This is a genomic window from Micromonospora sp. WMMA1947 (assembly GCF_027497355.1).
GTDB lineage: Bacteria > Actinomycetota > Actinomycetes > Mycobacteriales > Micromonosporaceae > Micromonospora.
In genome coordinates, this window is record NZ_CP114909.1 from 4,301,130 (window position 1) to 4,328,047 (window position 26,918).

The following is a 26,918-nucleotide window of genomic DNA, read 5'->3' on the forward strand; positions in this document are numbered from 1 at the left end:
GCCCTCGGGCGCGACGGGGCGGCATGCTCCGGACGAGAACCATATGTCGTGCAAGCCCGCGGATCGCGGCGTCGGACGGCAGTGCGCACAGCCGGGGATCCGCTACCGCAGGCGCTGCTCCAGCGCCGCCCACTCGGCGCGTTCGGCCGCTGTCAGCGGCTCGTCCATGTGCATCGTCACGAATCCCGTCGGCACGCCGGCCCACATGGCTCCCGACCAGATCAGGCCCATCTTGAGGTGATGCAGCACGGAACGCAGCCCGTCCGGCAGCCGTGGGGTCTTCATGATGGGCTCTCCTCATGCGAGTCGATGGACGAGGGCGGCGCCGCCGCGCGACCGCTCCCCATCAGGGCTGCCGCTCGGCGGTCCGGGTGAGGGCGACGTAGACGTATCCGTCCTCCACCCGCACGGGGTAGGTGCCGATCGGCCGGGTCGCGGGTGGGTTGGTGGGCTCACCGGTCCGCAGGTCGAAGCAGGATCCGTGCAGCCAGCACTCGATCGTGCCGTCGTACACCTCGCCCTCGGAGAGCGAGACCTCGGCGTGCGAGCACAGGTCGTGGATCGCGTACACCTGCCCGCCGCTGCGGGCCAGGGCCACCGTGGTGCCCTCGATCTCCAGCGCGATCGCGCCCTCATCCGGGACGTCTGCCACCGGACACGCCTTGACGAAATCCATCGAGTCAGCCCTCTCCCGATCGCACCCGGACGGAAACGACCATCGCCACCTTGCGCCCGGGCCCTCAGGCAGGAACGGAGGGCGGGTCGAACCGCGCTGGAGGCGCCGCCGCCGGGGGCGGCGCGGGCTCGTTCGGGTGGTCCCTCGGACGGCGGAGGAGCCCTCGTGGAACCGACGGAAAGGGACCAGAAGCGTCAGGAATCAAGAAGCACTGGTCGCGCGGCGGCCGCTAGCGTTTGCGGTATGAACATCACAATTCACTCAAGCTTCCTGCCGCACGAGGATGCGGACGCGTCGGTCACCTTCTATCGCGACGTGCTGGGGTTCGAGATCCGCAACGACGTGGGCTACGACGGCATGCGCTGGGTCACCGTGGGGCCGGCCGACCAGCCGCAGACGTCGATCGTGCTGCAGCCGCCGGCCGCCGACCCCGGCATCACCGACGAGGAGCGGCGCACCATCCAGGAGATGATGGCCAAGGGCACGTACGCCGGTGTGCTCCTGTCCGCTCCCGACCTCGACGGGGTCTTCGAGCGCGTCCAGGCCAGCGGGGCCGACGTGGTGCAGGAGCCGATCGAACAGGACTACGGCGTGCGGGACTGCGCGTTCCGCGACCCGGCCGGCAATTTGATCAGGATTCAGCAGGCACGCTGAGCCCACCCTCGTTCTCTTCGTCAACCAGGGCCGGGAACCGGTCCCGGCCCGCATCGTCATCTCAGCCAGAGGAGGTCGTCACATGCTGTTGCCCGACGTGATCACGATCGGGGCGACGGACCCGCAAGCCGCCCACGCCTTCTACAAGTCCGTGTTCCTGCCGACCGGGGTCGAGCACCGGGACGAGCGGGTCGAGCTCGACCTGCACGGTGTCGCACAGCTGGCCGTGTGCCCCTCCGAGGCGCTGGCCGCGGAGGCGAACGTGGAGCCCAAGGCGCCCGGTTATCGCGGCTACGTCCTCACCTACATCGTCGACCAGCCCAGCGAGGTGAGGAGCATTCTCGACGCCGCCGCCCAGCACGGCGCGAGCGTCCTCAAGCCGGCGAAGAAGGCCATGTTCGCCGGCTTCTCCGGTGTGTTCCAGGCGCCGGACGGCGCGGTGTGGAAGCTCGCGTCGTCCGAGAAGAAGGACACCGGCCCGGCGCAGGAGACGCCCGTGCCGAGCGAGGTCGGCGTGCTGCTCGGGGTGGCCGACACGAAGGCGTCCACGGCCTTCTACCAGGCCCTGGGCATGACCGTCGACCGCGACTACGGCAGCAAGTACATCGACTTCAAGCCGACCTCGGGCGGCTGCCGGCTGGGCCTGATGGACGGCGGCATGCTGGCGAAGGACGCCGGGGTCAAGGAGAGCGGCGGCGCCGGCTTCCGCGCGGCGGCCTTCGAGCGGGCCGCGGCCTCGCGCGACGAGGTCGACAGCCTTCTGGCCGCGGTGACTCCGGCCGGCGGCCACGTCGCCGCAGCCGGCGCGGAGACCTCGCCGGGGGTCTACTCGGGATACTTCGTCGACCCGGACGGCTTCCTGTGGAGGGCGACCAGCGCATAGCAGAGCGGGCCTCTGGCCGGGATGTCTCCCGGCCAGAGGCCCGGTGCCGTGCTCAGCCGTCAGCCGTCAGCCGTCAGCCGTCAGCCGTCAGCCGGATCCGGCAACGGATTGGCGTTGCAGTGAGCGTCGACGCCGGCGACCGAGTTCGGCCGGGTGCCGTCCCTCAGGTAGGCGATGACGTGGTTGTTCAGGCACGCGTTGGCGTTGGCGGTTAGGGACGCGCCGTGGAAGACGCCGCCACGCTCCAGGACCAGCCGGGAGTTCGGGAACAACCGGTGTACCTCGACGGCGCCCTGCACCGGCGTGAGGGCGTCGTGTTCCGCCTGGATCAGCAGCATGTTCACGTTCCGGTCGCCGACCTTCGTCGGCTTGCCCGCCGGCACCGGCCAGAAGGCGCACGGCGCGTTGTACCACCCGTTGTTCCAGGTCATGAACTTGGTGCCCCTGCGGTGCTGCTGGGACAGATCGGTCCGCCACTGGTTCCAGTTCCGGGGCCAGGGGCCGTCGACGCACTGCACGGCGCGGTACATCGCGTGGGTGTTCTGGGCGGGGAAGTCGGGCTCGAGGAAGTTGTCCCGAAGCCCGGACGGGTCCCCGCGCAGCACCCAGTCGGCCAGCACCCCGGCGTGGTAGGTCCAGATGTAGCTGCGATACACGTTCACCGAGAAGATGTCGCTGTACTCGGCCGGCCCGATCTTGCCGTCGATCGGCGCCTTGCGGAGCATCGCCATGCCCTTGTAGTAGTTCGCCTCGACCTGTGCCGGCGTTCGTCCGAGGTGGTAGTACGAGTCGTGCTCGGCGATCCAGGCGAAGTAGATCTGGGCCCGCTTCTCGAAGGCTTCGTTCGTCTCCAGCAGGGATTTGTACCCGACGCTGCTCGGCCGCACCACGCTGTCCAGGACCATGCGCCGTACCCGGTTCGGGAACAGGGAGGCGTAGACGGAGCCGACGTAGGTGCCGTGGGAGTAGCCCAGGTAATTGATTTTCTCCTGGCCGAGGGCGATCCGCATGAGGTCCATGTCGCGGGCGGTGTCCGCCGTCCGGAAGTACTTGAGCGTGTCACCGTACTTCTGCCCGCAGCTCTCGGCGAATGTGCGCGCCCGGTTCACCCACACCGCTTCTTCGGCGTTGCCGGCCGGAACGTAGTCGGGCCGGGCCCCGCCCGGGTAGAGGTACGTGGGATCGCAGCTGATCGACGGCTCGCTCGCGCCGACGCCGCGCGGGTCGAAGCCGATCCAGTCGTACGTGGAGCCCACGGAGGTCAGCAGGCCGGTGGAGCCGTCCGCGAAGCGGGTCGGCAGATCCCGTCCGATGGTGCCCGGCCACTGGCCCCGGTTCAACAGGACGACGCCCTGGTACTGCGATTCGGGCGAGGTGTGCTTGGCTCGGGTCAGGGCCAGAGTGATCTTCTGGCCGTTCGGTCGGGAGTGGTCGAGTGGAACCTCGAGGGAACCGCACTCGAGCCCCACGAGATAGTCGTCCATCAGAGGGTCGTCGTCCGGGCAAGGTGACCAGGCGATTCCGGCAATCGGCCGGTCGGCCGGCCGGGCCGCCGCCGCGGAGGGGACCACGGTGACCTGTGCCGTCAGACCCAGCGCAACCGCCGCCGCGCCGGCTAACAGTTTTCTCATCCATTCCCCCATTGCTCGAAAGCGAATGCATTCACAGATGCGTGGCCGCTGATTCGACAGGGCTCGACGCGCTTTGTCAAACCAGCTTCACAGGTCGAATCAATGAGTTCGTGCGGCGGCGATTCGGCGGGGGAATGCGGCACGTAACGCTGCAACAGCGCCTATTCGGGTCTTACCTCGCCAGTCCGGCCATTCGAATCGTCCCAGGCTGACGCCGGTGCGGAGGGAAGCGCTGTCGGAGGTCGTGGTGCGGCCATCGATCGGTCGGCCGACGGCGGGGTGCCCGGCCGGCCGACATGGCTGGCGGAAAATGCACAGTGATGGCGACGGGGAGCGGTTCGGCCTGCCGACCCGGTCGGTCGATCATGCGGATCGGGTCGATTCTTCAGTCCTTACGGCACAGGCGTCCGGAGACGGTGACGGCCGAGGGGAATTCAAATAACTCGATGCCGGCGGATCCGGCCCACACGAAGGGACCCGGCCGAGGGCGACTGCCCCGGCCGGGTCCCTGTCGGACCGGTCACCCGGTGACCAGCGACTCCATCCGTCGGACCACATCGGCCGGCGTCGGGAGCGCGGCGATCTCGGCGGCCAGGGCTCGCGCCCGCCGGGAGTACCGCGGGTCGGCGAGGATCTCCCGGCTGTCCGCGGCCATGGCGTCAGCCAGGTCATGGCTCCCCTCCGGCAGCTCCGACCGGATCGTCCGCGCCGCGCCGGCGGCCGACAGGACGCCGGCGATCGCCCTGGTGTGCGTGTTCGGGGGAGTGATCAGCTGGGGGACCCCCGCCGTCATGATGGTCATCGCGGTGGTCGCCCCGCCATGGTGCACCGTCAGGTCGCAGGTGGGGACGACGACGTCCAGCGGGATCCAGCCGACGCGGACGTCGTCCGTGTCCGCCCCGAACTCCGCGGCGACCTCCGCGTGCGCCGCGATCACCACCTCGGCTCCCGCGGAGGTGAGCTGCCGCACCAGGTGGTGCAGCGCGCTGCCGGCGAGCATGCGGTGATGCGTCCCGGAGGTGATCAGCACCCGGGGCCGGTCCGTCGGCCGGGTGTACATCCATCGTTCGAGGCGGCGCTGAGGATTCGTCGCGACGAAACCCATGGGCTGCGCCCGCGCCGACGGCGACGGCCCGAGGGACGGCGGAGTGACGTCGATCAGCATCGCGGGATCCGGGAGCCCGCCCAGGCCCAGGTCCTTCAGCTGCGGCGCCAGCTCCTCCTCGGCCGCCGGATCGATCTCCGCCATCGGGATCTGGAGGTACTCGGCGTGCCGGACGAAGGGGACGCCCAGCCGGGTGGCGAGCAGGCCCGCCGCGTAGCTCATCGAACTCCCGAGGACCACGTCGGGAGCCCAGTCCTCCGCGAGGTCCCGCAGGGTGGGCGTCGCGGCGGCGGCCATCCTGGCCAGGCCACGGCCGGCGACCACCATCTCGTCCGTCGAGCCGACGCCGGTCAGGAAGTGCCGGATCGGCTCCGGCATGATCGACACTCCGGGTACGCCGATGCCCTCCACCGCATCGATCAGCGGTTCGTTCGTGGCCACCAGGAGCTCGTGCCCCGCGTTGCGCACCGCCTTCGCCAGAGCGGCGGTCGCGTAGACGGTGACGTGGCTGCCCGTGGTGAGGAACAGGAATCTCATGCTCGGTCGCCGGCCTTCCGCGCGGGGCCGCCGGCCTCCGGGCGGCACTCGACCACGAACTGGCCGGACGGCGTGCGCCCGTACGCGGTGACCGCCAGGCTGGCCCGCGCCGCCAGGGCACGGAACTCGTCCAGCGTGCGGGGCTTGCCGCCGGTCTGCACCATCATCATCAGCCCGGCCCGGGCGGCCTCCCGCCCGGGGGAGACACCACCGACCACGACGACGCGACCCCGTGGGGCTGCGGCCTCGGCGCACCGGGTGAGCAGGGCGGCGGCCTCCTCGTCGGGCCAGTCCAGCAGCAGGCGCTTGAGCAGGTACACGTCCGCTCCGGGCGGGAGCGGGTCGAAGAAGCTCTGCCCGCTGACCGCGGCCCGGTCGGCGACCCCGGCGGCGGCGAAGACCTCCGCGGCTCGGGCGACCGCACGGGGCAGGTCGACCAGGGTGCCGTGCACGTGCGGCCGGACCCGCAGGATCTCGGCCAGCGTCTCGCCGGTACCGCCGCCCACGTCGACGACGTGGTGGACGTCCGCCCAGTCGTCGTCGACGAGAACGGCGGGATCCGAGGCGTCGCCGGCCCGATGGCCCATCATGGCGTCGTAGCTCTCCGCGATCTCGGGATGAGCCTCGAGGTCCTCCCAGAACGAGCGTCCGAAGACGGTCTCGTAGCCCGGGCGGCCGGTGCGGACGGTCGCGAGCAGCCCGCTCCAGGCGGCGGCGCTGCGACCGCCGTGGCCGTCGAGGGTGAGCCCGCGCAGCGGACCGGGCTCCAGCAGGGTGCGGGCCGCCTCGTTCAACGCGAACTCGCCCTCGGCCGGCTCCTCGAAGACGCCCTTGCCCACCAGATGGCGCAGGACCCGCGCGAGCGCGTCGCGATCGCAGTCCGTCTTCCGGGCGAGCTCCCCGATCGTCGTGACGCCGGCTGCCACGTGCTCGGCGATGCCCAGTGTCACCACCACCCGCAGGCTCCACGGGGTCGCCAGATCACTGAGCGAATCGACATCCACCTTCTCCGACATTTGCCACCTCCAGTGGTCGACGCGGCTCGACAGCCCACGGCTGGGCCGCCTGGAATTCGCTGCCGGAATTTCCCCACCGGCCCTGGCCGAAGTCGGCCCACTGCCACGCCTGCGGGCGGGCGGCACCGGAGCGCCTCACGATAGCGGCATTCATCGATCCGCACAGCTCGTTCAGAACTGCGCGCGATGGTTCCGGATGCCGTTCGACCGGCGAGAACGTTCAGTTGAACACGGCCGACCGCAATCGCGAGGTTGTGGCGGGATCGGCCAGATGCCAAGCTCCGTCGAGGTCGAGTACGTCGGCGCTCACCGAGCGATTAAATCGGCATTTCCGGCTCCTCTCCTCTGGCGAAAGACGAATCGACATGGCAGACACGTACCAAGCCAGCCGGCAATGGGAACGCATCAGCAGGCACTGGGTGACCGAGGAAGCGGCCGTCGACCTCGCGAATTTCAAGTCGGGGCGGCCGAACCACAAGATTTCGCTGTGGAATCCCGAGGTGAACGGCGTCCGGTACCTGAAGACGCTCGTCCACAACCTGGCGACAGCGCTCGGGCCGGCCGACTGGGAGCGGCTGCGCAGGACCACCCACCGGGACGTGGGCAACCCCATCGCCGTCCGCGTGGGCGGCGAGAGCATCTGCCTCGACTATCTGCAGGCCACCCTCGAACTCGGTTTCATCGAGCAGAGCGTCGACCTGGCGGGTGCGAGCGTCCTCGAGATCGGTGCGGGCTACGGACGAACGTGTCACACCCTGCTGTCGAACCACGACATCGCCGCCTACTGCATCGTGGACCTGCGCAGCACCATGCACCTCAGCCGACGGTATCTCCGGGAGGTCCTCGACGACGCCCGGTTCGCCAAGATCCGTTTCGTCCCGGTGGAGGACGAGGACGTGAACGCGGCGCTGCGCGAGAGCGAGTTCGATCTGTGCATCAACATCGACTCGTTCGCCGAGATGGCCCCGGAGACCGCACGGAGCTACCTCGACCTCATCGGCGAGCGGGGCACGGCCCTGTACGTGAAGAACCCGGTCGGCAAGTACTGGGACCAGAGCCTGGACGGGCACGTCGAGGGCGACGACGCCCTGCGCCGGGCGATGGAGACCGGCCTGCTGCGCGAGGTGCTCGACATCCACGACGACCGGGCGGTGCGCGCTGCCGTCCCGGAGTTCATCGCTGCCTACCGGCCCGGTGACGACTGGCGCTGCGTCGCCGACGCCTGGGCCGTGCCGTGGAGCTTCTACTGGCAGGCGATCTACCGCCGGGGGAGGCCGAGCACCGGCCCGCAGCGGTGACCGTGCCGGGGGACGGAAGCAGGCGAGTACCGAAGGTCGGAGGAACAGTGGGTCCACTGGTGAGCGTGCTGGGTGCGTCCGGATACCTGGGATCGGTCGTCACCGCCCGCCTCTCGCAGCTCCCGATCCGGCTGCGTGCCGTGTCGCGCCGGGTCAGCCCGATCCCGGACGAGGTGGTGGCCGACGTGGAGATCCGTACCGCCGACCTCACCGACCCGCGATGTCTCGCCGACGCCGTCGCGGACGCCGACGTGATCCTTCACCTCGGTAAGCACAGCGGCGGATGGCGTGACGCGGACACGCCGGAGGGCGATCGGGTGAACGTCGGCGTCGCGCGCGACCTCGTCGACATCCTCGGCCGGCGACGGCCGGCAGCGGCGCCTCCGGTGGTGGTGTTCGCCGCGACGACCTCGCAGGTCGGCCGTCCGCCCGAGCACCCTATGAACGGCAGCGAGCCGGACCGCCCGGAGACGGCGTACGACCGTCAGAAGCTCCGGGCCGAGGGCATCCTCAAGGCCGCGACCGAGGCGTCGGTGATCCGGGGCGTGAGCCTGCGGCTGCCGACGGTCTTCGGCCAGAGCGGGTTGTCCCGCGTACCCGACGTCGGCGTGGTCTCCGCGATGGCGCGTCAGGCGATCGCCGGCCGGCCGTTGACCATGTGGCACGACGGAACGGTCAAGCGCGACCTGGTGTACGTCGAGGACGCGGCGGACGCCTTCCTGGCAGCCATGCGGCGACCTGACGAACTGGCCGGCCGGCACTGGCTGGTGGGCACCGGCCGGCACGACACGGTCGGCTCGGTGTTCCGTGTGATCGCGGCGTCGGTCGCCGCGCACACGGGTCGGCCGCCGGTGCCGGTGACGTCCGTGCCGCCGCCCGCGCACGCGCCTGTGATCGATTTTCTGAGCGTCACGATTGATCCCGCACCCTTCCAGCTCGCTTCCGGCTGGCGGGCGCGGACGGCGCTCGACGATGCCGTGGACCGCACTGTCGCCGCTCTGCTGGATCGCGGTGAAGCTACCGGAGAGGAGCCCCATGTACGGACGTGACGTGGCCGAGATCCATGACGACCTCAACGAGAGCCGGGGAAAGGACTACCGGACCGAAGCGGAGTACATCACCGAGGTGGTCCGTAGCCGGTTCCCCGGAGCGCGTTCCCTGCTCGACATCGGGTGCGGCGCGGGCGGCCACCTCGTGCACTTCGCCGAGTTCTTCGACACCGTCGGAGGGATCGAGCTGTCGGAGGACATGCTGGCCGTGGCCCGGGGCAAGCTGCCCGGTGCCGGGCTGCACCAGGGCGACATGCGGGGGTTCGACCTCGGCCGCGAGTACGACGCCGTGGTGTGCCTGTTCGGGTCCGTCGGCCACACCCATGACGAGGACGAACTGCGGCAGACGCTGCGCTGCTTCGGGCGGCATCTCTCCGCCGGTGGCGTCGTCGTGGTCGAGCCGTGGTGGTTCCTGGAGAAGTCGGTGGACGGATTCATCTCCGGTGACGTCGTCCGGAGCGGCCGGTCGACCATCGCGCGGATGTCGCACACCGCGCGTTCCGGGCACCGGTCGACAATGGACGTGCACTTCCTGGTGGCCGACCCGGAGACCGGGGTGCGGCACTTCGCCGAGACGTACACCCACACGTTGTTCAGCCGGGCCCAGTACGAGGCGGCCTTCGCCGCGGCCGGCTTCGACGCCGACTACATCGAGGACGTCCAGGGCGGCCGGGGACTCTTCGTCGCCGTCGCCGTCGAGGAGCGGCCGTGACGATCCGGGTGTGGGACTACCTCGCCGAGTACGAGAGTGAGCGTCCGGACGTCCTCGACGCGGTGGAGACGGTGTTCCGGTCCGGCCAGCTGGTGCTCGGCGCGAGCGTCCAGGGCTTCGAGGAGGCGTTCGCCGCCTACCACGGCGTCCCGCACTGCGTCAGCGTGGACAACGGGACGAACGCCATCAAGCTGGGTCTGCAGGCGCTCGGCGTGGGCCCCGGAGACGAGGTCGTCACCGTGTCCAACACCGCCGCACCGACCGTCGTGGCGATCGACGCGGTGGGCGCCACGCCGGTGTTCGTCGACATCCGGGCGGACGACTACCTGATGGACACCACGCAGGTGGAGGCGGCCCTCACCGAACGGACCCGCTGCCTGCTTCCGGTTCACCTGTACGGACAGTGCGTCGACATGCGGCCGCTGCGCGAGGTCGCCGACCGCCACGGCCTGCTGATCCTGGAGGACTGCGCCCAGGCGCACGGGGCACGCCACGGCGGTGTGCTCGCCGGCACGATGGGCGACGCCGCGGCGTTCTCGTTCTATCCGACGAAGGTGCTCGGCGCGTACGGTGACGGTGGCGCGACGATCACCGCGGACGACGCGGTGGCGGCCAACCTGCGGCGCCTGCGGTACTACGGCATGGAGAGCCGCTACTACGTCGTGCAGACGCCGGGGCACAACAGCCGGCTGGACGAGGTGCAGGCCGAGATCCTGCGTCGCAAGCTCACACGTCTCGACCGGTACATCGCGGACCGGCGCGCGGTGGCGCAGCGGTACGCGGAGGGCCTCGGGGACACCGACCTGGTCCTGCCCCGGGTGGCCGACGGGAACGACCACGTGTACTACCTCTACGTGGTGCGGCACCCCCGCCGGGACGAGATCCTGACGCGGCTGCGCGGCTACGGGATCGAGCTGAACGTCAGCTACCCCTGGCCGGTGCACACCATGACCGGGTTCGCCCACCTCGGCTACCGGGAGGGCTCGCTTCCGGTCACCGAGGCGCTGGCCGGGCAGATCTTCTCACTGCCGATGTATCCGTCTCTCCCGGTCGACGTCCAGGAGAAGACGATCAGTGCCCTCCGAGACATCCTCAAGACGCTGTGAACGGCCGGTTCTAGGGAGATCAGGTGAAGGTCGAAGAGCTCGCGGTCACCGGTGCGTTCGTGTTCACGCCCGACGTCTACCCCGACCATCGTGGATCGTTCGTGTCGCCGTTCCAGCAACGGGCCTTCGCCTCGGCGAAGGGTGCGCCGTTCCTCCCCGTCGCGCAGACGAATCACAGCGTCTCCCGCCGGGGCGTCGTGCGGGGCATCCACTACACCGTCACCCCGCCGGGCACGACGAAGTACGTCTACTGTGCGGCGGGTGAGGCCATCGACATCGTGGTCGACATCCGGGTCGGCTCGCCGACGTACGGCAAGTGGGACGCCGTGCGGGTGAACCCGCGGGACTTCCGCGCGGTGTACTTCCCGGTCGGGGTCGGGCACGCCTTCGTGGCCCTGGCCGACGACACGGTCATGTCGTACATGCTGACCAGCGCCTACGTGCCCGAGTACGAAAAGGCGATCTCCGTGTTCGACCCGGACCTGGGGCTGCCGATTCCCGGGGACATCGAGCCGATCGTCTCCGAGCGGGACAGCGTGGGCCCGCGGCTGGCGGAGGCGGCCGAGGCGGGCCTGCTACCGGACTACCAGGAGTGCCGGGCCATCGAGGAGCGGCTGCTCCGCTCCGCCTCGTGAGCTGCGCCGGGACGTGGCGGAACCGCACCCGCGGGCCGGGTCCGCCCCACGACGAGCCGGCCCGGTGACCGGAGGTCCGGTCGCCGGGGTCCCGGCGCCGCCGCGCACCCGTTCGCCCCGCTCGCTGCCCACCCGGTTCCGGTGAAAGGACGCACCGCATGCCATCTGTGGTTCGCATGGGAGTCCTGGGGTGCGCGAGCATCGCGCTCCGCCGGGTTCTGCCGGCGATGATCGAGGCGGACGGCATGGAGCTGCGGGCCGTCGCGAGCCGCGATCCCGCCAAGGCGCACGCGATCGCCGAGCGTTTCGGCTGCGTGGCCGCCGAGGGGTACGACGACCTGCTGGACCGGCCCGACATCGACGCGGTCTACATCCCGCTGCCCACCGGCCTGCACGCGTACTGGGCGAGCCGCGCCCTCGCCGCCGGCAAGCACGTGCTCTCGGAGAAGCCGCTCACCAGTGACCACGCCACCGCCCGTGACCTCGTGAACCAGGCGAAGGGCGCGGGTCTGTGGCTGATCGAGAACTACATGTTCCTCCACCACCGCCAGCACGACATGGTCCGTGACCTCGTCGCGCAGGGCAGGATCGGCGAGCCCCGCGTCTTCACCGCGAGCTTCGGCATCCCCCCGCTCGACGCGGCGAACTGGCGGTACCACGTCGAGCTCGGTGGTGGGGCGCTGCTCGACGTGGGCGTCTACCCACTGCGCGCCGCCACCTACTTCCTCGGCGCCGACCTGGAGGTCGTCGGGTCGGTGCTGCGCATCCATCCGGTCCGGGGCGTCGACGTGGCCGGGCACGCCCTGCTCAGTACCCCGTCGGGTGTGACGGCCGAGCTGTCCTTCGGTTTCGAGCACGCGTACCGGTCCTGCTACTCGCTGTGGGGCGACCGGGCCCGCCTCACCCTGGACCGGGCCTTCACACCGCCGGTGACCCGGCAACCAGTGGTCCGGATCGAAGCGGAGGACCACGCCGAGGAGGTCGTTCTCCCCGCCGACCACCAGTTCAAGAACATCGCGGAGTTCTTCGCCCGGTCCCTGCTCGACGGCGGGGACTACACGCCGCACGCCGAAGCGATCTGCCAGCAGGCCGAGCTCGTCGACAAGGTGCGGTCCAGCGCGATCCGCATCACCGAGCCCCGCCGGGTGCAGTGGAGCGGGATCGCCGGATGACAGGGCCGGCGGTCCTCGACGGAGAGGAACCGCCGGCCCGCGCCGGACGTCCGGTCACCGGGACGGTCGCGCCCCGCCGGTTCTCGACGCCATGAACTCCGCGACCGTCGCCACGAACGTCGCCTTGTCGGCGTCCGGCAGGCGGAAGTACGGCGCGAGGACCTCGGACAACCCCGGCCGGACGAACGTCATCGGCTGGTCGCGCCGGTGCAGCGGTTCGATCACGCACACGTCCCCGGGCCCGGTGCCGCGGTACGCCATGTCCGTGGCGACCGTGAACCACTGCTGTTCCCCGGCGATCGTTCCGCGCGCGCGGGCCACCGACTGTTCCTTCAGGCAGCGCGGAGCATGACTGGCGGCGGCGATCTGCAGCACCGTGTCGACGCCGTGCGCGGCGAAGATGCCGGCGGCCGCCTCGATCTCGGCGACCGTGTTGTGCACCGGCTGCGTGATGACGATGTCGTGCAGGGCCTGGCGGAACGCCGCGCGCTCCGCGTCCGACAACCGGTCGAGCAGGGGCTTCAGGCGGCTGAACCCGTCCAGTCTGGATAGGTTCTCCAGAAAGAACCTCTTGGTGTACTCGCCCTCACCGACGCCGTCCCGCCGGGAGAAGCCGCCGCCGATGACGATGCAGGCGAGTTCGTGATCGCTGCCCAGTGTCAGGACGGCTCGCGCCAGCGTGCCCAGGTCACCCAGACGGTCGTCCTCGGGCACGCCGACGACCAGTTCCGCCCACCCGTCGGTGGCCAGATGGCGGCTGTGCAGGAGCACTCCCACTCTCGTCGTCAACACGGAACTCCTCCCGGTGGGGGCACGACGGAGGCTCGCCCGATCCGGGCGGCGAGAAGGGTGAGGGCCGGCGGCTAGCCGGCGGCGGCCAGCTGCTCGATCGTGCCGACCATCTCGGCCGTCGTGGGCAGCTTACCGATCTCGGTGGCCAGGACCCGCGCGCGCTCGGCGAACCGGCGGTCCGAGAGGATCTGCCGGCAGGCCGCGGCGACGGCGTCGACCGCTTCCCGGTACGCCTCCTGGCCGGCCTGGCGGGGGGCCGGCGGCACGGCGAGGGCGGCACCGAAGTCGCCCAGGGCCTTCGCGATGGTCCTCGAGTAGTCGTTGTCCGGGGTGATCAGCTGCGGCACGCCGGCGTTCATGAGCGTCATCGCGGTGGCCGCGCCGCCGTGGTGCACCGCGAGGTCGCAGGTGGGAGCGACGACGTCGAGCGGCACCCAGCCGATGCGCACGTCGGCGAACTGTGCGCCGAACTCCTCGGCGGCACGGTCCGGTGCCGCGATCACGACCTCCGCCCCGGCTGCCGTCAGCTGGTCGACCAGCTGCCGCATGACCCCGGTGTGCGAGTGCAGCATGAGATTGCGCGTTCCCGCGGTGACCAGCACCCGTGGGCGCCCTGCGGGCCGGGTGTACATCCACGGGTCGAGTCGGCCCTGGCGGTTCCTCGGGATCCAGCGCATCGGTCGCGCGCCCGGGGTGGGCGACGGCCGCAGGCACGGCGGGCAGACGTCGATGAACAGGTCGGCCTCCGGCGGCCCGGTGAGGCCGAGACGCTCCAGGTCGGGCTCGATTCCCGGCTCCGGCCGCAGCGGGACGATGTCCCAGTAGTGGCGTACGTACAGCGCCTTCAGATGGGTGGCGAGGATTCCGGGGACGTGCGACAGGCCACCGACGACCACATCGGCCGGCCACTGCCGGGTCAGCTCCAGCAGCGCCTGCAGCCTGGCCGCGGGCATCCCCGGATGAGGTGAGGGGACCACCGGCAGTCCGATCGCCGTCGCCGTCTCCAGCAGCGGCTCGTCGGCGGTCACGAGGATCTCGTGGCCCGCGCTCCGGGCCGCCGTCGCGAGCGGGGCGATGGAGAACACGGTGGACTGGCTACCGCCTACGGTGAACAGGAATTTCATCGTGATCCGTCTTCTTCTCGACGACTGCGGACAGGTGCACCACGACGGACCGGCGTCCTCGCGGCGCGTTCGGGCACGTGCGGGGGGCCACGCGAGACGCGCGGGCGGCGGCGGACCGGCCCGGGAGCCGCGGCCGCCGGACGATCCGCAGGCGGGGCCGGGGGGACAGCGCGGTGGCCGGGGACGGACGCCTCACGTCCCGCTCCCGGCTGTGGAGGGCGGGGCCGCGCGGCGACGCAGCCGGTCGGTGAGTTCCGGCCCGTGGGAGATCGCGAGCCGCACGATGTGACAGATCCGGTCGATGTCCGTGGGGGAGACGGCCGGGCCGGTCGGCAGGGCGACCACCTGCTCGGCCAGGCGCTCGGTGTGCGGCAGCGAGGTCGGACGCTCCGAGCGGTAGGGCTCGAGCTGGTGGCAGGCGGGCGAGAAGTAGCGCCGCGCACCGGCGTTCTCCGCCGTCAGCACCTCGATCATCAGGTCGCGGTGGATCCCGGTGACCGCTTCGTCGATCTTGAGGATCACGTACTGCCAGTTGGGATCCTCCTGCTCGTCGAAGTCGACGACCGAGAGCCCGTCCACCCCGCGCAACGCGGAGCGGTAGCGCGCGTGGTTGGCGCGGTTGTGCCGTACGGTCTCGCCGAAGGCGTCCAGCGAGGTCAGTCCCATGGCCGCGGAGGCCTCGGTCATCTTGGCGTTGGTGCCGATGCCCACGCTGCGGCCGTCGGCGGTGATGCCGAAGGTCCGCAGGACGCGGAGCTCCTGCGCCAGCCCGTCGTCGTCGGTGACGACGGCGCCGCCCTCGAAGCAGTTGACCACCTTCGTGGCGTGGAAGCTGAACACCTCGGCGGAGCCGAAGCCGCCGACGCGCCGGCCCTGGAAGCTGGACCCCAGCGCGTGCGCCGCGTCGAAGGTGAGCGTGAGGCCGTGCCGCGCGGCCACCTTCTCCAGCTCGTCGGCCCGGCCGGGGCGGCCCCACAGGTGGACGCCGACGATGCCGGAGGTCCGCGGCGTGACGGCCGCCTCCACCTGCTCCGGGTCGAGGCATCCGGTGACCGGATCGACGTCGCAGAAGACCGGTGTCAGGCCCAGCACCCGGGCGGCGTGCGCCGTGGCCACATAGGTCATCGCGGGCATGACGACCTCACCCGACAGCCCGGTGGCCATGTAGAGCAGTTGCAGCGCCAGGGTGCCGTTGCACGTCGCCACGCAGTGCCGGACGCCCGCCAGGTCCGCGATGCGCTCCTCGAACTCGCGGACCAGCGCGCCGTTGGTGAGCCATTCGTTGTCCATCGCCGTGTTCAGCCTGTCGAACAGACGCGACCGATCGCCGACGCTGGGCGTTCCCACCTGCAGGAACCGTGAGAACTCCGGGGTCCCGCCGAGCGCAGCGAGATCAGCGAGTGTGTCTTTCACGCGCGGGCCTCCATCATGCCGTGCGACGTGCCATGGGCCGGCGGTGTGCCGGAACGACAGCGTCCCGGACGGTGCTCGCACCTCGGTTGAGCGCAACTGGGGTGACGCCCGCCGGGGCTATCAGGCGGAACCGCTCCACCGCCCTTCCAGTGGACCTCCACCATGGGTCGGCCGTGCCCGGCGACGCTCGGAAACATGAAACTTCTCGTGACCGGGGGAGCCGGCTTCGTCGGCTCCGAGTACGTACGCAGCATGCTCGGCGGCGCCTACGAGGGTTACGAGAACGCGGAGATCACCGTCCTCGACAAGCTCACGTACGCGGGCAGTCTGACGAACATCCCGGCGGACGATCCGCGGCTCACCTTTGTCCGAGGCGACATCGCCGACCGCGAGCTGCTTCTCGACCTGCTGCCGGGACACGACGCGGTCGTCCACTTCGCGGCCGAGAGCCACGTGGACCGGTCGCTGCTCGACGCCTCGCCGTTCACGACGACGAATGTGCTGGGGACCCAGACGCTGCTGGACTGCTGCCTCCGGACAGGCATCAGCCGGGTGGTGCAGGTCTCGACCGACGAGGTGTACGGCACCATCGCCCACGGGTCGTGGACGGAGGATCACCCGCTCCTGCCGAACTCCCCGTACGCCGCCTCGAAAGCGGCGGCCGACCTGCTTGCGCGCTCGTACCACCGCTCGCACGGGCTGCCGGTGGTGATCACCCGCTGCTCGAACAACTACGGGCCGTACCAGCACGTCGAGAAGATGATCCCGCGCTTCGTCACCAACCTGCTCAGCGGCCGGCCGGTGCCCCTCTACGGCGACGGCCGCAACGTCCGGGAGTGGCTGCACGTCGCGGACCACTGCCGGGGCGTGCAGCTGGCGCTGGGGAAGGGTCGTGACGGCGAGGTCTACCACCTGGGCAGCGGCACCGAGCTGACCAACCGGGACCTGACCGCCGAACTCCTGCGCCTGTGCGGGGCGGACTGGGACGCGGTGCGGCCGGTCGCCGACCGCAAGGGGCACGACCTCCGGTACTCCCTCGACGACAGCAAGGCCCGCCGCGAGCTCGGCTACGCCCCGCAGGTGCCCTTCGAGTCGGGCCTCGCCGAGGTCGTCGCCTGGTACCGGACCAACAGCGACCGGTGGGCCGACGAGTCGGAGCGGCACCACACGCAAGCCGCACCAGAGCCGGCAATGCCCGGTCCGGACACAGAGGAACAGGGGTCGATGAACATGAAGGCTGTCGGGACGACCGCGGCGGTGTCGCGGTGAGTGTTCGCAAAGTGGTGATCACCGGTCTCGGCGTCGTGGCGCCCGGCGGCGTGGGTACCAAGGCGTTCTGGCAACTGATCACCGCCGGTCGCACCGCGACCAGGCCGATCACCGCCTTCGACGCGTCCGCCTTCCGGTCCCGGATCGCCGCCGAGGTGGACTTCGAACCGGCCCAGGCCGAGCTGTCCCACCGGGAGATCAGCCGGCTGGACCGGGCGGCGCAGTTCGCCCTGGTCGCCACCAGGGAGGCGATGGCCGACAGCGGTCTGGAGACGGACCGGTCCGATCCCACCCGCGTCGGCGTGAGCCTCGGCACCGCCGTGGGTGCCACGTGCAACCTCGAGTCGGAGTACCTCGCTCTCAGCGACACCGGGCGGGAGTGGGTGCTCGACCACCACTACGCCGGCCCGCACCTGTACGACTACTTCATGCCCGGCTCCATGGCGGCGGAGGTCGCCTGGGACGTCAACGCCCAGGGCCCGGTCGCCGTGATCTCCGCGGGGTGCACCTCCGGACTGGACGCGGTCGGACACGCGGTGGATCTGATCCGGGAGGGCGCGGTCGACGCGATGGTGACCGGTGGCACCGACGCGCCGATCTCACCGATCACCGTCGCCTGCTTCGACGCCATCCGGGCGACCTCGTCGAGCAACGACGACGCGGCCCACGCGCTCCGCCCCTTTGACCGCACCCGCAACGGCTTCGTGCTGGGGGAGGGGGCCGCCGTGCTCGTCCTCGAGAGCGAGGAGCACGCCCGCGCCCGCGGCGCCCGGATCTACGCCGAGGTCACCGGATTCGCCTCCCGCAGCAACGCGTACCACATGACCGGCCTGCGGCCCGACGGCGCCGAGATGGCCGCGGCGATCACCGCCGCGCTGGCGGAGAGCAAGCTGTCACCGGAGGACGTCGACTACGTCAACGCGCACGGCACGGCGACGCAGCAGAACGACAGGCACGAGACGGCCGCTCTCAAGCGGGCACTCGGCCACCACGCCTACTCGACACCGGTCAGTTCCATCAAGTCGATGGTGGGCCACTCCCTCGGTGCGATCGGCTCGATCGAGATCGCCGCCTGCGCGCTCGCCCTGGACCAGGGCGTGATCCCGCCGACCGCGAACCTCCACGAGCCGGACCCCGAGCTGGACCTGGACTACGTCCCGCTGCACGCGCGGGAGCAGAGGCTCGACACCGTCGTCAGCGTCGGCAGCGGCTTCGGAGGCTTCCAGAGCGCCATCGTGCTCGCCCGTCCCGGGCGGGGTGCGGCATGACCGCGGCGGTGATCACCGGGATCGGCGTCGCGGCGCCGAACGGCTTCGGGACCGAGAACTTCTGGGCCGCGACGTTGCGTGGCGAGTCCGCCATCCGCCCGGTCCGGCGATTCGACGTGAGCGGGTACCCGGCCCGGCTGGGCGGCGAACTCGACGGATTCGATCCCGCCGACCACATTCCCAGCCGGCTTCTCCCGCAGACCGACCGGATGACCCAGTTCGCGCTGGCCGCGTCGGCCTGGGCGCTCGCCGACGCCCGGGTGGAACCCGGCGCCTACGAGGCGACCGAGACCGGCGTGGCGATGGCCGGGGCGTTCGGCGGCTTCGAGTACGGCCAGCGCGAGCTGGAGAACCTGTGGCGGTCCGGTCCCGAGCACGTCAGCGTGTACATGTCGTTCGCCTGGTTCTACGCCGTCAACACGGGGCAGACGTCGATCCGGCACGGCATGAGAGGCCCCGCCGGCGTCATCGTCAGCGACCAGGCGGGCGGGCTCGACGCGGTCGCGCAGGCCCGGCGGAACATCCGCAAGGGGTCCCGGCTCATGCTCTCCGGGGGCTTCGAGAGCTCCTTCTGCCCGTACGGCTGGGTGGCCCGGATGAGCGGCGGCACGCTGAGCACCGGCGACGATCCGCGAACCGCGTACGTGCCCTTCGACGTCGGCGCCCGTGGGTACGTCCCCGGTGAGGGTGGTGCCGTCCTGGTGGTCGAGGACGCCGCCGGCGCCCGCCGCCGGGGCGCGCACATCCACGGGGAGATCGCCGGGTACGCGGCGACGTTCGACGCCGCCGCGCGCCACGGTGGTGCGCGGGGACTGCGCCGCGCCGTGGAAGGCGCCCTGGCGGACGCGCACATGACGGCCGCGGACATCGGCGTGGTCTTCGCCGACGGCTCCGGAACGCCGGACGAGGACCACGCCGAGGCCGAGGCGATCGCCGCCGTGTTCGGTCCGGGCGCGGTTCCCGTCACCGTCCCGAAGACCATGACCGGACGGATGAGCTCCGGCGGCGCGTCCGCCGACCTCGCGTGCGCCCTGCTCGCCATGCGCGACGGGCTCATTCCGCCGACGGTCAACGTGCGCACGGTCGCGGCCGGCGCGCAGATCGACCTCGTCACCGGCGGGCCCCGCCGGTGGGAACCCGGGGCCGCGCTGGTGATCGCCCGGGGCAGGGGCGGATTCAACTCCGCGATGGTGCTCCGGCGCGGCACCGCGTCCCCGGACGTCTCCGCGGAAGCGACGAGCAACGACAGTGACATTCGAACCGGATCAGGAGGGGAGTAGTCGTGCAGCGGATAACTCTGCCGGACCTTGAGGAGATCATGCGCAGGTGCGCCGGGGACGACGAGTCGACGTCCTCGTTCCAGCAGGCTCCGGACCAGGCGTTCACCGACCTCGGATACGACTCGCTCGCGTTGCTCGAGACGCAGAGTGTCATCAAGCGGGACTACGGCGTCGAGATCTCCGAGCAGGCCCTGAGCGAGGCCACCACGCCGCGGCAGCTGGTGGACCTCGTGAACCGATGGCTGACCGCGGCCTGACCGGCGCCGGGGCGCCGGCCGGCCGGGACACGCCGGCCGAGGGCCCGCCGCAACCGCCACCTGCCCTGCTGATGCCGGGCCAGGGTTCCCAGTACCAGGGCATGGGCACGGGGCTGTACCGGGATGTCTCCGCCTTCGCGGCGATCATCGACGAGGTGTTCGAGCTCATGGGGAGGGCCGGAGAGCAGCTACGTTCCGACTGGCTCGCCGCCTCCCCGCAGCTTCCGGTCGACCATGCCAGCCGTTCGCAGCCGCTGCTGTTCGCCATCGACTACGCGCTCGGCAGGCTGCTGCTGGACCGCGGGCTGCGGCCGGCGGTCCTGCTGGGACACAGTGTCGGCGAGATGGCCGCCGCCACCCTCGCCGGCATCTTCGACCTGCCCGGCGCGACCCGCATCGTCGGGCAGCGGGTCGGCCAGTTCACCCTGGTGCCGCCGGGCGGAATGGCCGCCGTGGCGGCGTCCCGGGCCGAGGTCGAGCCGTACCTGCGGCCGGGTGTCGACGTCGGGGCGGTCAACACGCCCCGGCAGACGGTGATCGCCGGTGCGGACGAGCCGCTGCGGACCACAGTGGACGCCCTGCGCCAGGCCGGCTACACCTGTGCTGCGGTGCCGTCGACGGTTCCCTTCCACAGCGAGTGGCTCCGGCCGGCGGTCGACCCGGCCTGCTCCCTGCTGGCGAGCCTGCCGGCGAACCCGCCCCGGATCCCCGTGGTGTCCGGGTACACCGCCGGCTACCTGACCGAGGCCGAGGTGAAGGATCCACGGTACTGGGCCGAGCACCCGGTGAACCCGGTGCTGTTCTGGCCCGCCCTGGCGAGACTGGCGGAGGCCGGGCCCCACCTGCTGGTCGAGTGCGGCCCCGGCACCAGCCTGACCACCTTCGCCCGCCGGCACCCGGACGTCCGTTCCGGGCGATGCGAGGTGCTGTCGCTGATCGGGCCGGCGGCGTCGGGCCCGGCCCGGGAGGCCGAGCACCTCGCCGCCGCGGCGGCCCGGCTGGGAGTCTCGCTGCCCTGATCCGCGGTGCCGCCCCCGGGTCAACCGCTGCTCGACCGGACCTGGTGAGGCCGGTGCCAGGCTGCGCAAGCACGATCCACCCAGGCGGTGGCCGTCCCCTAGGACCGCGGAGATGACATGGAGACCAACCAGCACGCCCTGTTTCCCCAGGTCGGTCGTCCGGCGCTGGTTCGACGCCCGGGTGACTGGCTCGAACGCGTCGAGCTGATCACCCCCGCGATGTGCGGCCCCAACTCGCTGTTCATCGGCCAGCTCGGCGACTGGACCTGGGACGCGGTCGGCGCCGCCTGCCACATCGATCCGTACTCCGCGGTGGATCCCGAGGGCAACCCCGTCTACCTGTCCTTCGCCTACTTCCGGGTCAAGGCCTGCAGCGACCTGTCCGTCGAGCAACTGACCTTCGGCGACCGGCTCCGCGTACGGTCGAAGGTGCTGTCCTGCGGCGGTGACTCGTTGCTCACCGTGCACCAGGTCAGCCGCTATCACGGGGACGCCGGTACGGAGGCCGCGTACGGCGACGGCCTCGCCATGGACGACTTCTTCCGCTACGACTCGCCCGGATGTGTGCACGTCGAGACGTTCAACCGCTGGATCCAGCGTTCCGGCGACGGCACGAACCACGGATTGCGGCGGGCGACACCCATCGGCTTCCAGTCGCACCACCTGGACCCGATCGCCGACGAGCACACCCCCCGTCGCGTCGTGTCGATGGCGCGCCGGGCAGCCGGCTTCCGGACCGAGGGGGAGCCGCCGCCGGAGGCCGGGCTCACGCTGACCTACCAGGTGAGCGCCAGTCGCGACCTCAACGGCGTCGGCCTGCTGTACTTCGCGTCGTACTTCTCGATCGTCGACTGGGCGGTCCTGACGTTGTGGCGCAGCCTCGGCCGGTCGTCCGACAGCTTCCTGCGCCGGCGGGTGCCGGACCGGCAGGTCTGCCTGTTCGCCAACGCGAACGCCGACGACGTCCTCGACGTCGCGGTCACGACATTCCCCGACGCCGGGGGTGAGGACGTGGTCGACGTGACGGTGCGCCGGCAGGACGGCAGCCTGCTCGCCGTGGCGCGTCAGCGCATCACCCAGAACCGGGCGGGATGAGCACGGCACCCCGCCACCGGGTGGGGCGTCACGCCGGCTCCAGGCGGCTGTTGACGAACTCGACGAGTTCCCGGGGGGTCCGGACGAGGCCCAGGTCGTCCTCGGAGATCGGCACACCGTAGTCACGCTTGATGCGGCTGTGCGTCTCGAGCAGGGCGAGCGAGTCGTACCCCAGCTCGTCGAAGGGTTGGTCCGGGGCGTGCTCGAAGGACCGCCAGTCCCCGTCCCAGACGTACTGGCGCATGAGGTTCTCGAGCTCCCGCAACGTGATCGGCTGCACGACTGGCTCCTTGTCCTCGCAGATCGGGGCGCCGTCCGCCGCGCGGCCCCGCCACACGCGCTCGGCGCGGCGTCGCACCGCCGGACGTCTGGTCGAGTGTGCCGCCGTCCCCCGGAGGGCCGCTCAAATGTGAATGGAACACGAAAGGGGGAATCGCGAGAGCGTCGGCTGGACGGGCCGATCGAGTTTCGGCACGATAACCGCGTGCTCCCGCAGCAGCAGACGCCCGAGGAGGCCGCCGCCACGGCGCGCCTGCGCCGTCTCGCGCGGCTGCGCCGGGTGCGTGACCGGATCGACCGGGAGTACGCGCAGCCCCTGGACGTGCAGGCGCTGGCACGCGGGGTGGCCATGTCGGCCGGTTATCTCAGCCGCGAGTTCCGGCTGGCGTACGGGGAGTCGCCGTACGCGTACCTGCTGACCCGGCGGGTGGAACGCGCGATGACCCTGCTGCGCCGCGGTGACATGACCGTCACCGAGGTCTGCTTCGCGGTCGGGTGTGCTTCTCTGGGCACGTTCAGCAGCCGGTTCACCGAGCTGGTCGGGGTGCCGCCCAGTGCGTACCGGCGTGCGGCGTCGCAGGCGACGGCCGGGATGCCGTCGTGCGTGTCGAAGCAGGTCACCCGGCCGATCCGGACCCGTGAGGAGCGGCAACCGGCCTGACGACGCGAGCTTGCCTTGAGCGCTGCGTGAGCGTTGCGGACGAAACTTCTGCCGCATCGCCAACAGAGGAGCCTCATCGTGGTTCTCGCCGCCGGCCCGACCCGGATCCAGGACAGTGACCGCCGGGATCCGGTGGTCCGTCTCCGCCAGCTGTTCGACCCGGGCACCCTCCGGCTCGTCCACGGGGACGACGACACCGGCGTCGCGGTCGTCCGCGGCCGCGTGGCCGGCGGACCGGTGATCGCGTACTGCACCGATGCCCGGATCATGGGCGGCGCCCTGGGCGCGGACGGCTGCCGCCGCGTCGTGGCCGCCATCCAGGCGGCGGTGGACGAGCACTGTCCGGTCGTCGGGGTCTGGCACTCCGGCGGTGCCCGTCTGTCCGAGGGCGTGGCGGCACTCGACGGCGTCGGCCGGATGTTCGCCGCGATGGTGCACGCGTCCGGCCGCGTTCCGCAGATCTCCGTCGTGCTCGGCCCCGCCGCCGGTGGTGCGGCCTACGGCCCGGCGCTGACCGACGTGGTGGTGATGTCGTCCGAGGCGCGGGTGTTCGTCACCGGTCCCGAGGTGGTCCGCCGCGTCACCGGGGAGCAGGTCGATATGGAGAGCCTCGGCGGTCCGGACACCCACGGCCGCCGCTCCGGCGTCGCCCATGTGGTCGTCCCCACCGAGAGCGACGCGTTCGCGCGGGCGCGTGCCCTGACGACGCTGCTCGGGCAGCAGGGGACGTACGAGGTGGCCGCCGTGCGGACGCCGTCGAACCTGTCGGCGCTGCTGCCGGAGAACCCCAATCGCGCCTACGACGTGCGTCCCCTGGTCCGGGCGATCCTCGATCCGGCGGAGGAGCACGGTTTCCTGGAGTTGCAGCCCCGCTGGGCGCCGAACGTCGTGGTCGGGCTGGGACGCCTGGCCGGTCGCACGATCGGGGTCGTGGCCAACAACCCGCTGCGCAAGGGCGGATGCCTGGATGCGCTCGGCGCGGAGAAGGCGGCCATGTTCGTCCGGCGGTGCGACTCCTTCGGCGTGCCCCTTCTCGTGCTCGTCGACGTGCCCGGTTACCTGCCCGGCCTCGACCAGGAGTGGACCGGTGTGGTGCGCCGTGGCGCGAAGCTGTTGCACGCGTTCGCCGAGGCGGTGGTGCCCCGGGTCACCCTCGTGACCCGGAAGTCCTACGGCGGCGCGTACATCGCGATGAACTCCCGCTCGCTGGGTGCGAGCGCGGTCCTGGCCTGGCCGCAGGCGGAACTGGCGGTGATGGGCGCGGAGGCCGCGGTGGCCGTCCTGCACCGCCGCACCCTGGCCGCCGCACCCGACGACGAGCGCGAGGCCCTGCGGACGCAGCTGATCAAGGAGTACGAGCAGGACTCGGGCGGGGTGCGACGCGCCCTGTCCATCGGTGTCGTCGACGAGGTCATCGATCCCTCGCTCACCCGGTCGAAGGTGGTGACGGCGCTGATCGCGGCACCGGCCCGCCGGGGAGCGCACGGGAACATCCCGCTCTGACCGCGCGGACCGTGACGCCCACGTACGGACCGACCCACAGCCACAGCTTGCGAGGAGGACTCGAGTGAAGGGCATCATCCTGGCCGGCGGTTCGGGAACGCGCCTGCACCCGGTGACGCTGGCGATGTCGAAGCAGCTCCTACCCGTCTACAACAAGCCGATGATCTACTACCCGCTCTCGGTGCTCATGCTCGCCGACATCCGGGACATCCTGATCATCTCCACCCCGCGTGACCTGCCGCTCTTCGAACGGCTCCTCGGCGACGGGTCGCAGTTCGGGCTGTCGTTGACCTACGCTCCCCAGCCGGCTCCCCGGGGTCTGGCCGACGCCTTCATCATCGGCGCGGAGCACGTCGGCGACGATCCGGTCGCCCTGATCCTCGGCGACAACATCTTCCACGGCTACGGCTTCTCCGAGGTGCTGCAGGCGGAGAGCCGCGACATCGACGGCTGCGTCCTCTTCGGCTATCCGGTGACCGACCCCGAGCGGTACGGCGTGGGCGAGACCGACGCGACGGGCCGGCTCATCTCCATCGAGGAGAAGCCGGAGAAGCCGCGGTCCAACCGCGCCATCACCGGGTTGTACTTCTACGACAACGACGTGGTGGACATCGCCAAGAACGTCCGCCCGTCCGCGCGCGGCGAAATCGAGATCACCAGGGTCAACCAGGTCTACCTGGAGCGCGGCAAGGCCCGGCTGGTCGACCTCGGGCGGGGCCTGGCCTGGTTGGACGCCGGCACCTACGACTCACTGCTGCAGGCCGGGCACTACCTGCAGACCCTGGAGCAGCGGCAGGGGATCCACATCGCCTGCCTGGAGGAGGTCGCCCTGCGGATGGGCTTCATCGACGCCGACGCCTGCCTCAGCCTCGGCGCCCAGCTGGCCCACACCGAGTACGGCAGGTACGTCATGAACGTGGCGGCGGGAGCCCGCTGACGGGAGTGCCGGACGGCCCGGCCGGTGCGATCCGGCCGGGCCGTCCGGCGGGTGACGCCGTCACACCACCTCGAACTGCGCCATCTGGCCGAGCTGCGAGTGCCGCAGGTAGTGGCAGTGGTAGACGTAGCGCCCCTTGAACCCGGTGAACGTGGCCTGGATGCGCACGGTGGAACCGGGCGGCACCGCGACGGTGTCCTTCAGGCCCGCCTCGCCCGGCGCCGGCGGGACGCCGTCGCGGTCCAGCACCCGGAACTGTACGAGGTGCAGATGCAGGCTGTGGTCGATCGGGAAGTCCACGTCCACGTTGGTGACCCGCCAGATCTCGGTCGTGCCGATCGGGATGCGGGCGTCGACGCGGGCGGCGTCGAAGACCTCGCCGTTGATGGTGAACGTCGCCTGGCCGGGCCGGCGGCTCAGCGTCACGTCGCGGACCGTGGTGGCCCGGGGCAGCGGCGGCAGCGGCCGGAGCTTCGCCGGGAGCCGGCTGTTGTCGGCGGCCGCGCCGACCACGTCGAACGCGAGCACCGGACCGGTGGTGTCCGCCAGGACCAGGCGGCTGCCGACCGGTGACCGGCGGAAGTCCACGACGATCTCGGCGCGCTCGCCCGGCGACAGGGCCAGTTCGGTACGGGGCACCGGCGCGGGAAGCAGGCCGCCGTCGGTGGCGACCTGGATCATGTCGGCGCCGGTCAGGCTCAGCTGGAAGTTCCGCTGGATGGCGCCGTTGAGCAGCCGCAGGCGGTATCGGCGGGCGGCCACCCGCAGGACCGGCTGTGGTTTGCCGTTCGCCAGGGTGGTCTGCTGGACGAAGGGATCCGCCGGGTCGAACGCCAGTGTGCCGTCGGCCGCGATCCGGGCGTCCCGCAACATGATCGGGATGTCGTACCGGCCCGTCGGCAACCCGAATCGCCGTTCGGCGTCGTCGTCGATCAGGTAGAACCCGTGCAGGCCGCGGTAGACGTGCTCGGCTTCCATGTGGTGGCTGTGGTCATGGTACCACAGCGTCGCGCCGTGCTGCCGGTTCGGATAGTGGTAGGTGCGCAGGCGCCCCGGCTCGACCACGTCCATCGGGTGCCCGTCGCTGGCCGCGGCGACCGATGCGCCGTGCAGGTGGACGTTCGTCGGGTGGTGCAGGCCGTTGTTCAGCCGGACGATCGCCGGCCGGCCGCGCCGGGCGCGGATGGTCGGGCCGACGAACCGGCCGTTGTAGCCGAGCACCGGTGTCCTCACCCCGGGCAGGATCTCCGTCGTGGTGGACCGGACCGACAGGTCGTAGACGTCGGTGCCGCCCACCACCGCGCTCGGGCGCAGTACCGGAGGAACCGGAAGCGGGACGGTGAAGGGGACGGGCGGGGTGCTGGGGTCGCCGGTGCCGCCGCCCGGGTGCGGGCCGTGTCCGGCATGGATCGCGGCGCTGCTCTCGTTGCAGGCCGAGAGGAGAGTCCCTCCCGCGGCCAGGCCCGCGAGACGGATGAGGTGTCGTCTGTCCATGTCTGCTCCCTGTGCCGTCGGGCGTGTGGCCCGCTGACCGACTGATCCCGCCG

General features: G+C 71.2%; 26 protein-coding genes and 1 pseudogene. 17 read left to right on the forward strand and 10 right to left on the reverse strand.

The genetic code is table 11. The features are described from left to right. Positions 1-102: 102 nt before the first annotated feature. Complete coding sequence (locus O7604_RS20475; protein WP_281577421.1) at positions 103-285, reverse strand: hypothetical protein; 183 nt, start codon at positions 283-285, stop codon at positions 103-105. Positions 286-346: 61 nt separating this feature from the next. Further along, complete coding sequence (locus O7604_RS20480; RefSeq protein ID WP_269705354.1) at positions 347-676, reverse strand: non-heme iron oxygenase ferredoxin subunit; 330 nt, start codon at positions 674-676, stop codon at positions 347-349. Between the two features lie 243 nt (positions 677-919). Here O7604_RS20480 and O7604_RS20485 point away from each other — a divergent pair, with 243 nt between their 5' ends. Both O7604_RS20485 and O7604_RS20490 read left to right on the forward strand, forming a co-directional pair. Then, the gene (locus O7604_RS20485) at positions 920-1,330 is read left to right on the forward strand and encodes a VOC family protein (RefSeq protein WP_269705355.1); all 411 of its coding nucleotides are present in this window, start codon (positions 920-922) and stop codon (positions 1,328-1,330) included. A gap of 82 nt (positions 1,331-1,412) precedes the next feature. Next, the gene (locus O7604_RS20490; protein ID WP_281577422.1) at positions 1,413-2,213 is read left to right on the forward strand and encodes a VOC family protein; all 801 of its coding nucleotides are present in this window, start codon (positions 1,413-1,415) and stop codon (positions 2,211-2,213) included. An 80-nt stretch (positions 2,214-2,293) separates the two neighbouring features. Here the strand turns inward: O7604_RS20490 and O7604_RS20495 are convergent, their stop codons facing one another. From O7604_RS20495 to O7604_RS20505, 3 genes are all read right to left on the reverse strand, one after another. After that, positions 2,294-3,844, reverse strand: coding sequence for an alpha/beta hydrolase (locus O7604_RS20495; RefSeq protein WP_332367321.1), 1,551 nt, complete (start codon positions 3,842-3,844; stop codon positions 2,294-2,296). A 520-nt stretch (positions 3,845-4,364) separates the two neighbouring features. Next, complete coding sequence (locus O7604_RS20500) at positions 4,365-5,486, reverse strand: nucleotide disphospho-sugar-binding domain-containing protein (RefSeq protein ID WP_281577423.1); 1,122 nt, start codon at positions 5,484-5,486, stop codon at positions 4,365-4,367. Beyond that, positions 5,483-6,490, reverse strand: a complete 1,008-nt coding sequence (locus O7604_RS20505; protein ID WP_348651008.1) for a methyltransferase — start codon at positions 6,488-6,490, stop codon at positions 5,483-5,485. The genes O7604_RS20500 and O7604_RS20505 overlap by 4 nt, the downstream gene beginning before the upstream one ends. A 377-nt stretch (positions 6,491-6,867) precedes the next feature. On the opposite strand from O7604_RS20505, the gene O7604_RS20510 reads away from it, so the two are divergent. From O7604_RS20510 to O7604_RS20535, 6 genes are all read left to right on the forward strand, one after another. Further along, positions 6,868-7,800, forward strand: coding sequence for a putative sugar O-methyltransferase (locus O7604_RS20510; protein ID WP_269705360.1), 933 nt, complete (start codon positions 6,868-6,870; stop codon positions 7,798-7,800). A gap of 47 nt (positions 7,801-7,847) precedes the next feature. After that, positions 7,848-8,849, forward strand: coding sequence for an NAD-dependent epimerase/dehydratase (locus tag O7604_RS20515; RefSeq protein ID WP_269705361.1), 1,002 nt, complete (start codon positions 7,848-7,850; stop codon positions 8,847-8,849). A gap of 1 nt (position 8,850) precedes the next feature. Further along, positions 8,851-9,561, forward strand: a complete 711-nt coding sequence (locus O7604_RS20520; RefSeq protein WP_281577425.1) for a class I SAM-dependent methyltransferase — start codon at positions 8,851-8,853, stop codon at positions 9,559-9,561. Further along, a complete protein-coding gene (locus O7604_RS20525; RefSeq protein ID WP_281577426.1) occupies positions 9,558-10,667 on the forward strand; it encodes a DegT/DnrJ/EryC1/StrS family aminotransferase in 1,110 nt (369 codons plus the stop codon). Before O7604_RS20520 ends, O7604_RS20525 begins: the two co-directional genes overlap by 4 nt. A gap of 23 nt (positions 10,668-10,690) precedes the next feature. After that, positions 10,691-11,302, forward strand: a complete 612-nt coding sequence (gene rfbC / locus O7604_RS20530) for a dTDP-4-dehydrorhamnose 3,5-epimerase (protein WP_281577427.1) — start codon at positions 10,691-10,693, stop codon at positions 11,300-11,302. A 158-nt stretch (positions 11,303-11,460) separates the two neighbouring features. Continuing rightward, on the forward strand, positions 11,461-12,474 hold the full coding sequence (locus O7604_RS20535) for a Gfo/Idh/MocA family oxidoreductase (protein WP_269705365.1): 1,014 nt from the start codon (positions 11,461-11,463) through the stop codon (positions 12,472-12,474). Between the two features lie 54 nt (positions 12,475-12,528). Here the strand turns inward: O7604_RS20535 and O7604_RS20540 are convergent, their stop codons facing one another. The 3 genes from O7604_RS20540 to O7604_RS20550 form a co-directional block, all read right to left on the reverse strand. Then, a complete protein-coding gene (locus tag O7604_RS20540; RefSeq protein ID WP_281577428.1) occupies positions 12,529-13,263 on the reverse strand; it encodes a hypothetical protein in 735 nt (244 codons plus the stop codon). A gap of 74 nt (positions 13,264-13,337) precedes the next feature. Then, on the reverse strand, positions 13,338-14,381 hold the full coding sequence (locus O7604_RS20545; RefSeq protein ID WP_281579991.1) for a nucleotide disphospho-sugar-binding domain-containing protein: 1,044 nt from the start codon (positions 14,379-14,381) through the stop codon (positions 13,338-13,340). 201 nt (positions 14,382-14,582) lie between these two features. After that, positions 14,583-15,803 (reverse strand): DegT/DnrJ/EryC1/StrS family aminotransferase, encoded by a 1,221-nt coding sequence (locus tag O7604_RS20550; RefSeq protein WP_281577429.1) that lies wholly within the window; start codon positions 15,801-15,803, stop codon positions 14,583-14,585. Between the two features lie 195 nt (positions 15,804-15,998). Between O7604_RS20550 and rfbB the strand changes: the two genes are divergently transcribed. The 6 genes and pseudogenes from rfbB to O7604_RS20580 all read left to right on the forward strand — a co-directional run bounded on the left by rfbB (position 15,999) and on the right by O7604_RS20580 (position 21,991). Next, a complete protein-coding gene (gene rfbB / locus O7604_RS20555) occupies positions 15,999-17,072 on the forward strand; it encodes a dTDP-glucose 4,6-dehydratase (protein ID WP_281577430.1) in 1,074 nt (357 codons plus the stop codon). After that, the gene (locus O7604_RS20560; protein ID WP_281577431.1) at positions 17,069-18,340 is read left to right on the forward strand and encodes a beta-ketoacyl-[acyl-carrier-protein] synthase family protein; all 1,272 of its coding nucleotides are present in this window, start codon (positions 17,069-17,071) and stop codon (positions 18,338-18,340) included. The genes rfbB and O7604_RS20560 overlap by 4 nt, the downstream gene beginning before the upstream one ends. Continuing rightward, positions 18,337-19,651, forward strand: a pseudogene (locus tag O7604_RS20565) (ketosynthase chain-length factor). The gene O7604_RS20560 and the pseudogene O7604_RS20565 overlap by 4 nt, the downstream one beginning before the upstream one ends. After that, the gene (locus O7604_RS20570; protein ID WP_269707073.1) at positions 19,632-19,877 is read left to right on the forward strand and encodes an acyl carrier protein; all 246 of its coding nucleotides are present in this window, start codon (positions 19,632-19,634) and stop codon (positions 19,875-19,877) included. The pseudogene O7604_RS20565 and the gene O7604_RS20570 overlap by 20 nt, the downstream one beginning before the upstream one ends. Positions 19,878-19,948: 71 nt before the next feature. Further along, the gene (locus tag O7604_RS20575) at positions 19,949-20,896 is read left to right on the forward strand and encodes an acyltransferase domain-containing protein (protein ID WP_348651009.1); all 948 of its coding nucleotides are present in this window, start codon (positions 19,949-19,951) and stop codon (positions 20,894-20,896) included. Between the two features lie 117 nt (positions 20,897-21,013). Next, entirely contained in the window at positions 21,014-21,991 is a 978-nt protein-coding gene (locus O7604_RS20580) for an LnmK family bifunctional acyltransferase/decarboxylase (RefSeq protein WP_281577434.1), read from the forward strand. A 28-nt stretch (positions 21,992-22,019) separates the two neighbouring features. On the opposite strand, the gene O7604_RS20585 is transcribed toward O7604_RS20580, so the two are convergent. Then, positions 22,020-22,235: an acyl carrier protein gene (locus O7604_RS20585; RefSeq protein WP_348651010.1), complete on the reverse strand. Its 216-nt coding sequence runs from the start codon at positions 22,233-22,235 to the stop codon at positions 22,020-22,022. A 240-nt stretch (positions 22,236-22,475) separates the two neighbouring features. Between O7604_RS20585 and O7604_RS20590 the strand changes: the two genes are divergently transcribed. The 3 genes from O7604_RS20590 to rfbA all read left to right on the forward strand — a co-directional run bounded on the left by O7604_RS20590 (position 22,476) and on the right by rfbA (position 25,371). Further along, positions 22,476-22,931: a helix-turn-helix transcriptional regulator gene (locus O7604_RS20590; RefSeq protein WP_269705374.1), complete on the forward strand. Its 456-nt coding sequence runs from the start codon at positions 22,476-22,478 to the stop codon at positions 22,929-22,931. Positions 22,932-23,009: 78 nt separating this feature from the next. Further along, positions 23,010-24,434, forward strand: coding sequence for a carboxyl transferase domain-containing protein (locus tag O7604_RS20595; protein WP_281577436.1), 1,425 nt, complete (start codon positions 23,010-23,012; stop codon positions 24,432-24,434). A gap of 64 nt (positions 24,435-24,498) precedes the next feature. Beyond that, a complete protein-coding gene (gene rfbA, locus O7604_RS20600; protein ID WP_269705376.1) occupies positions 24,499-25,371 on the forward strand; it encodes a glucose-1-phosphate thymidylyltransferase RfbA in 873 nt (290 codons plus the stop codon). A gap of 60 nt (positions 25,372-25,431) precedes the next feature. Here the strand turns inward: rfbA and O7604_RS20605 are convergent, their stop codons facing one another. After that, positions 25,432-26,865 carry a multicopper oxidase family protein gene (locus tag O7604_RS20605; RefSeq protein WP_281577437.1) on the reverse strand — a complete coding sequence of 478 codons (1,434 nt, stop codon included), beginning with the start codon at positions 26,863-26,865 and terminating at the stop codon, positions 25,432-25,434. Positions 26,866-26,918: the final 53 nt, after the last annotated feature.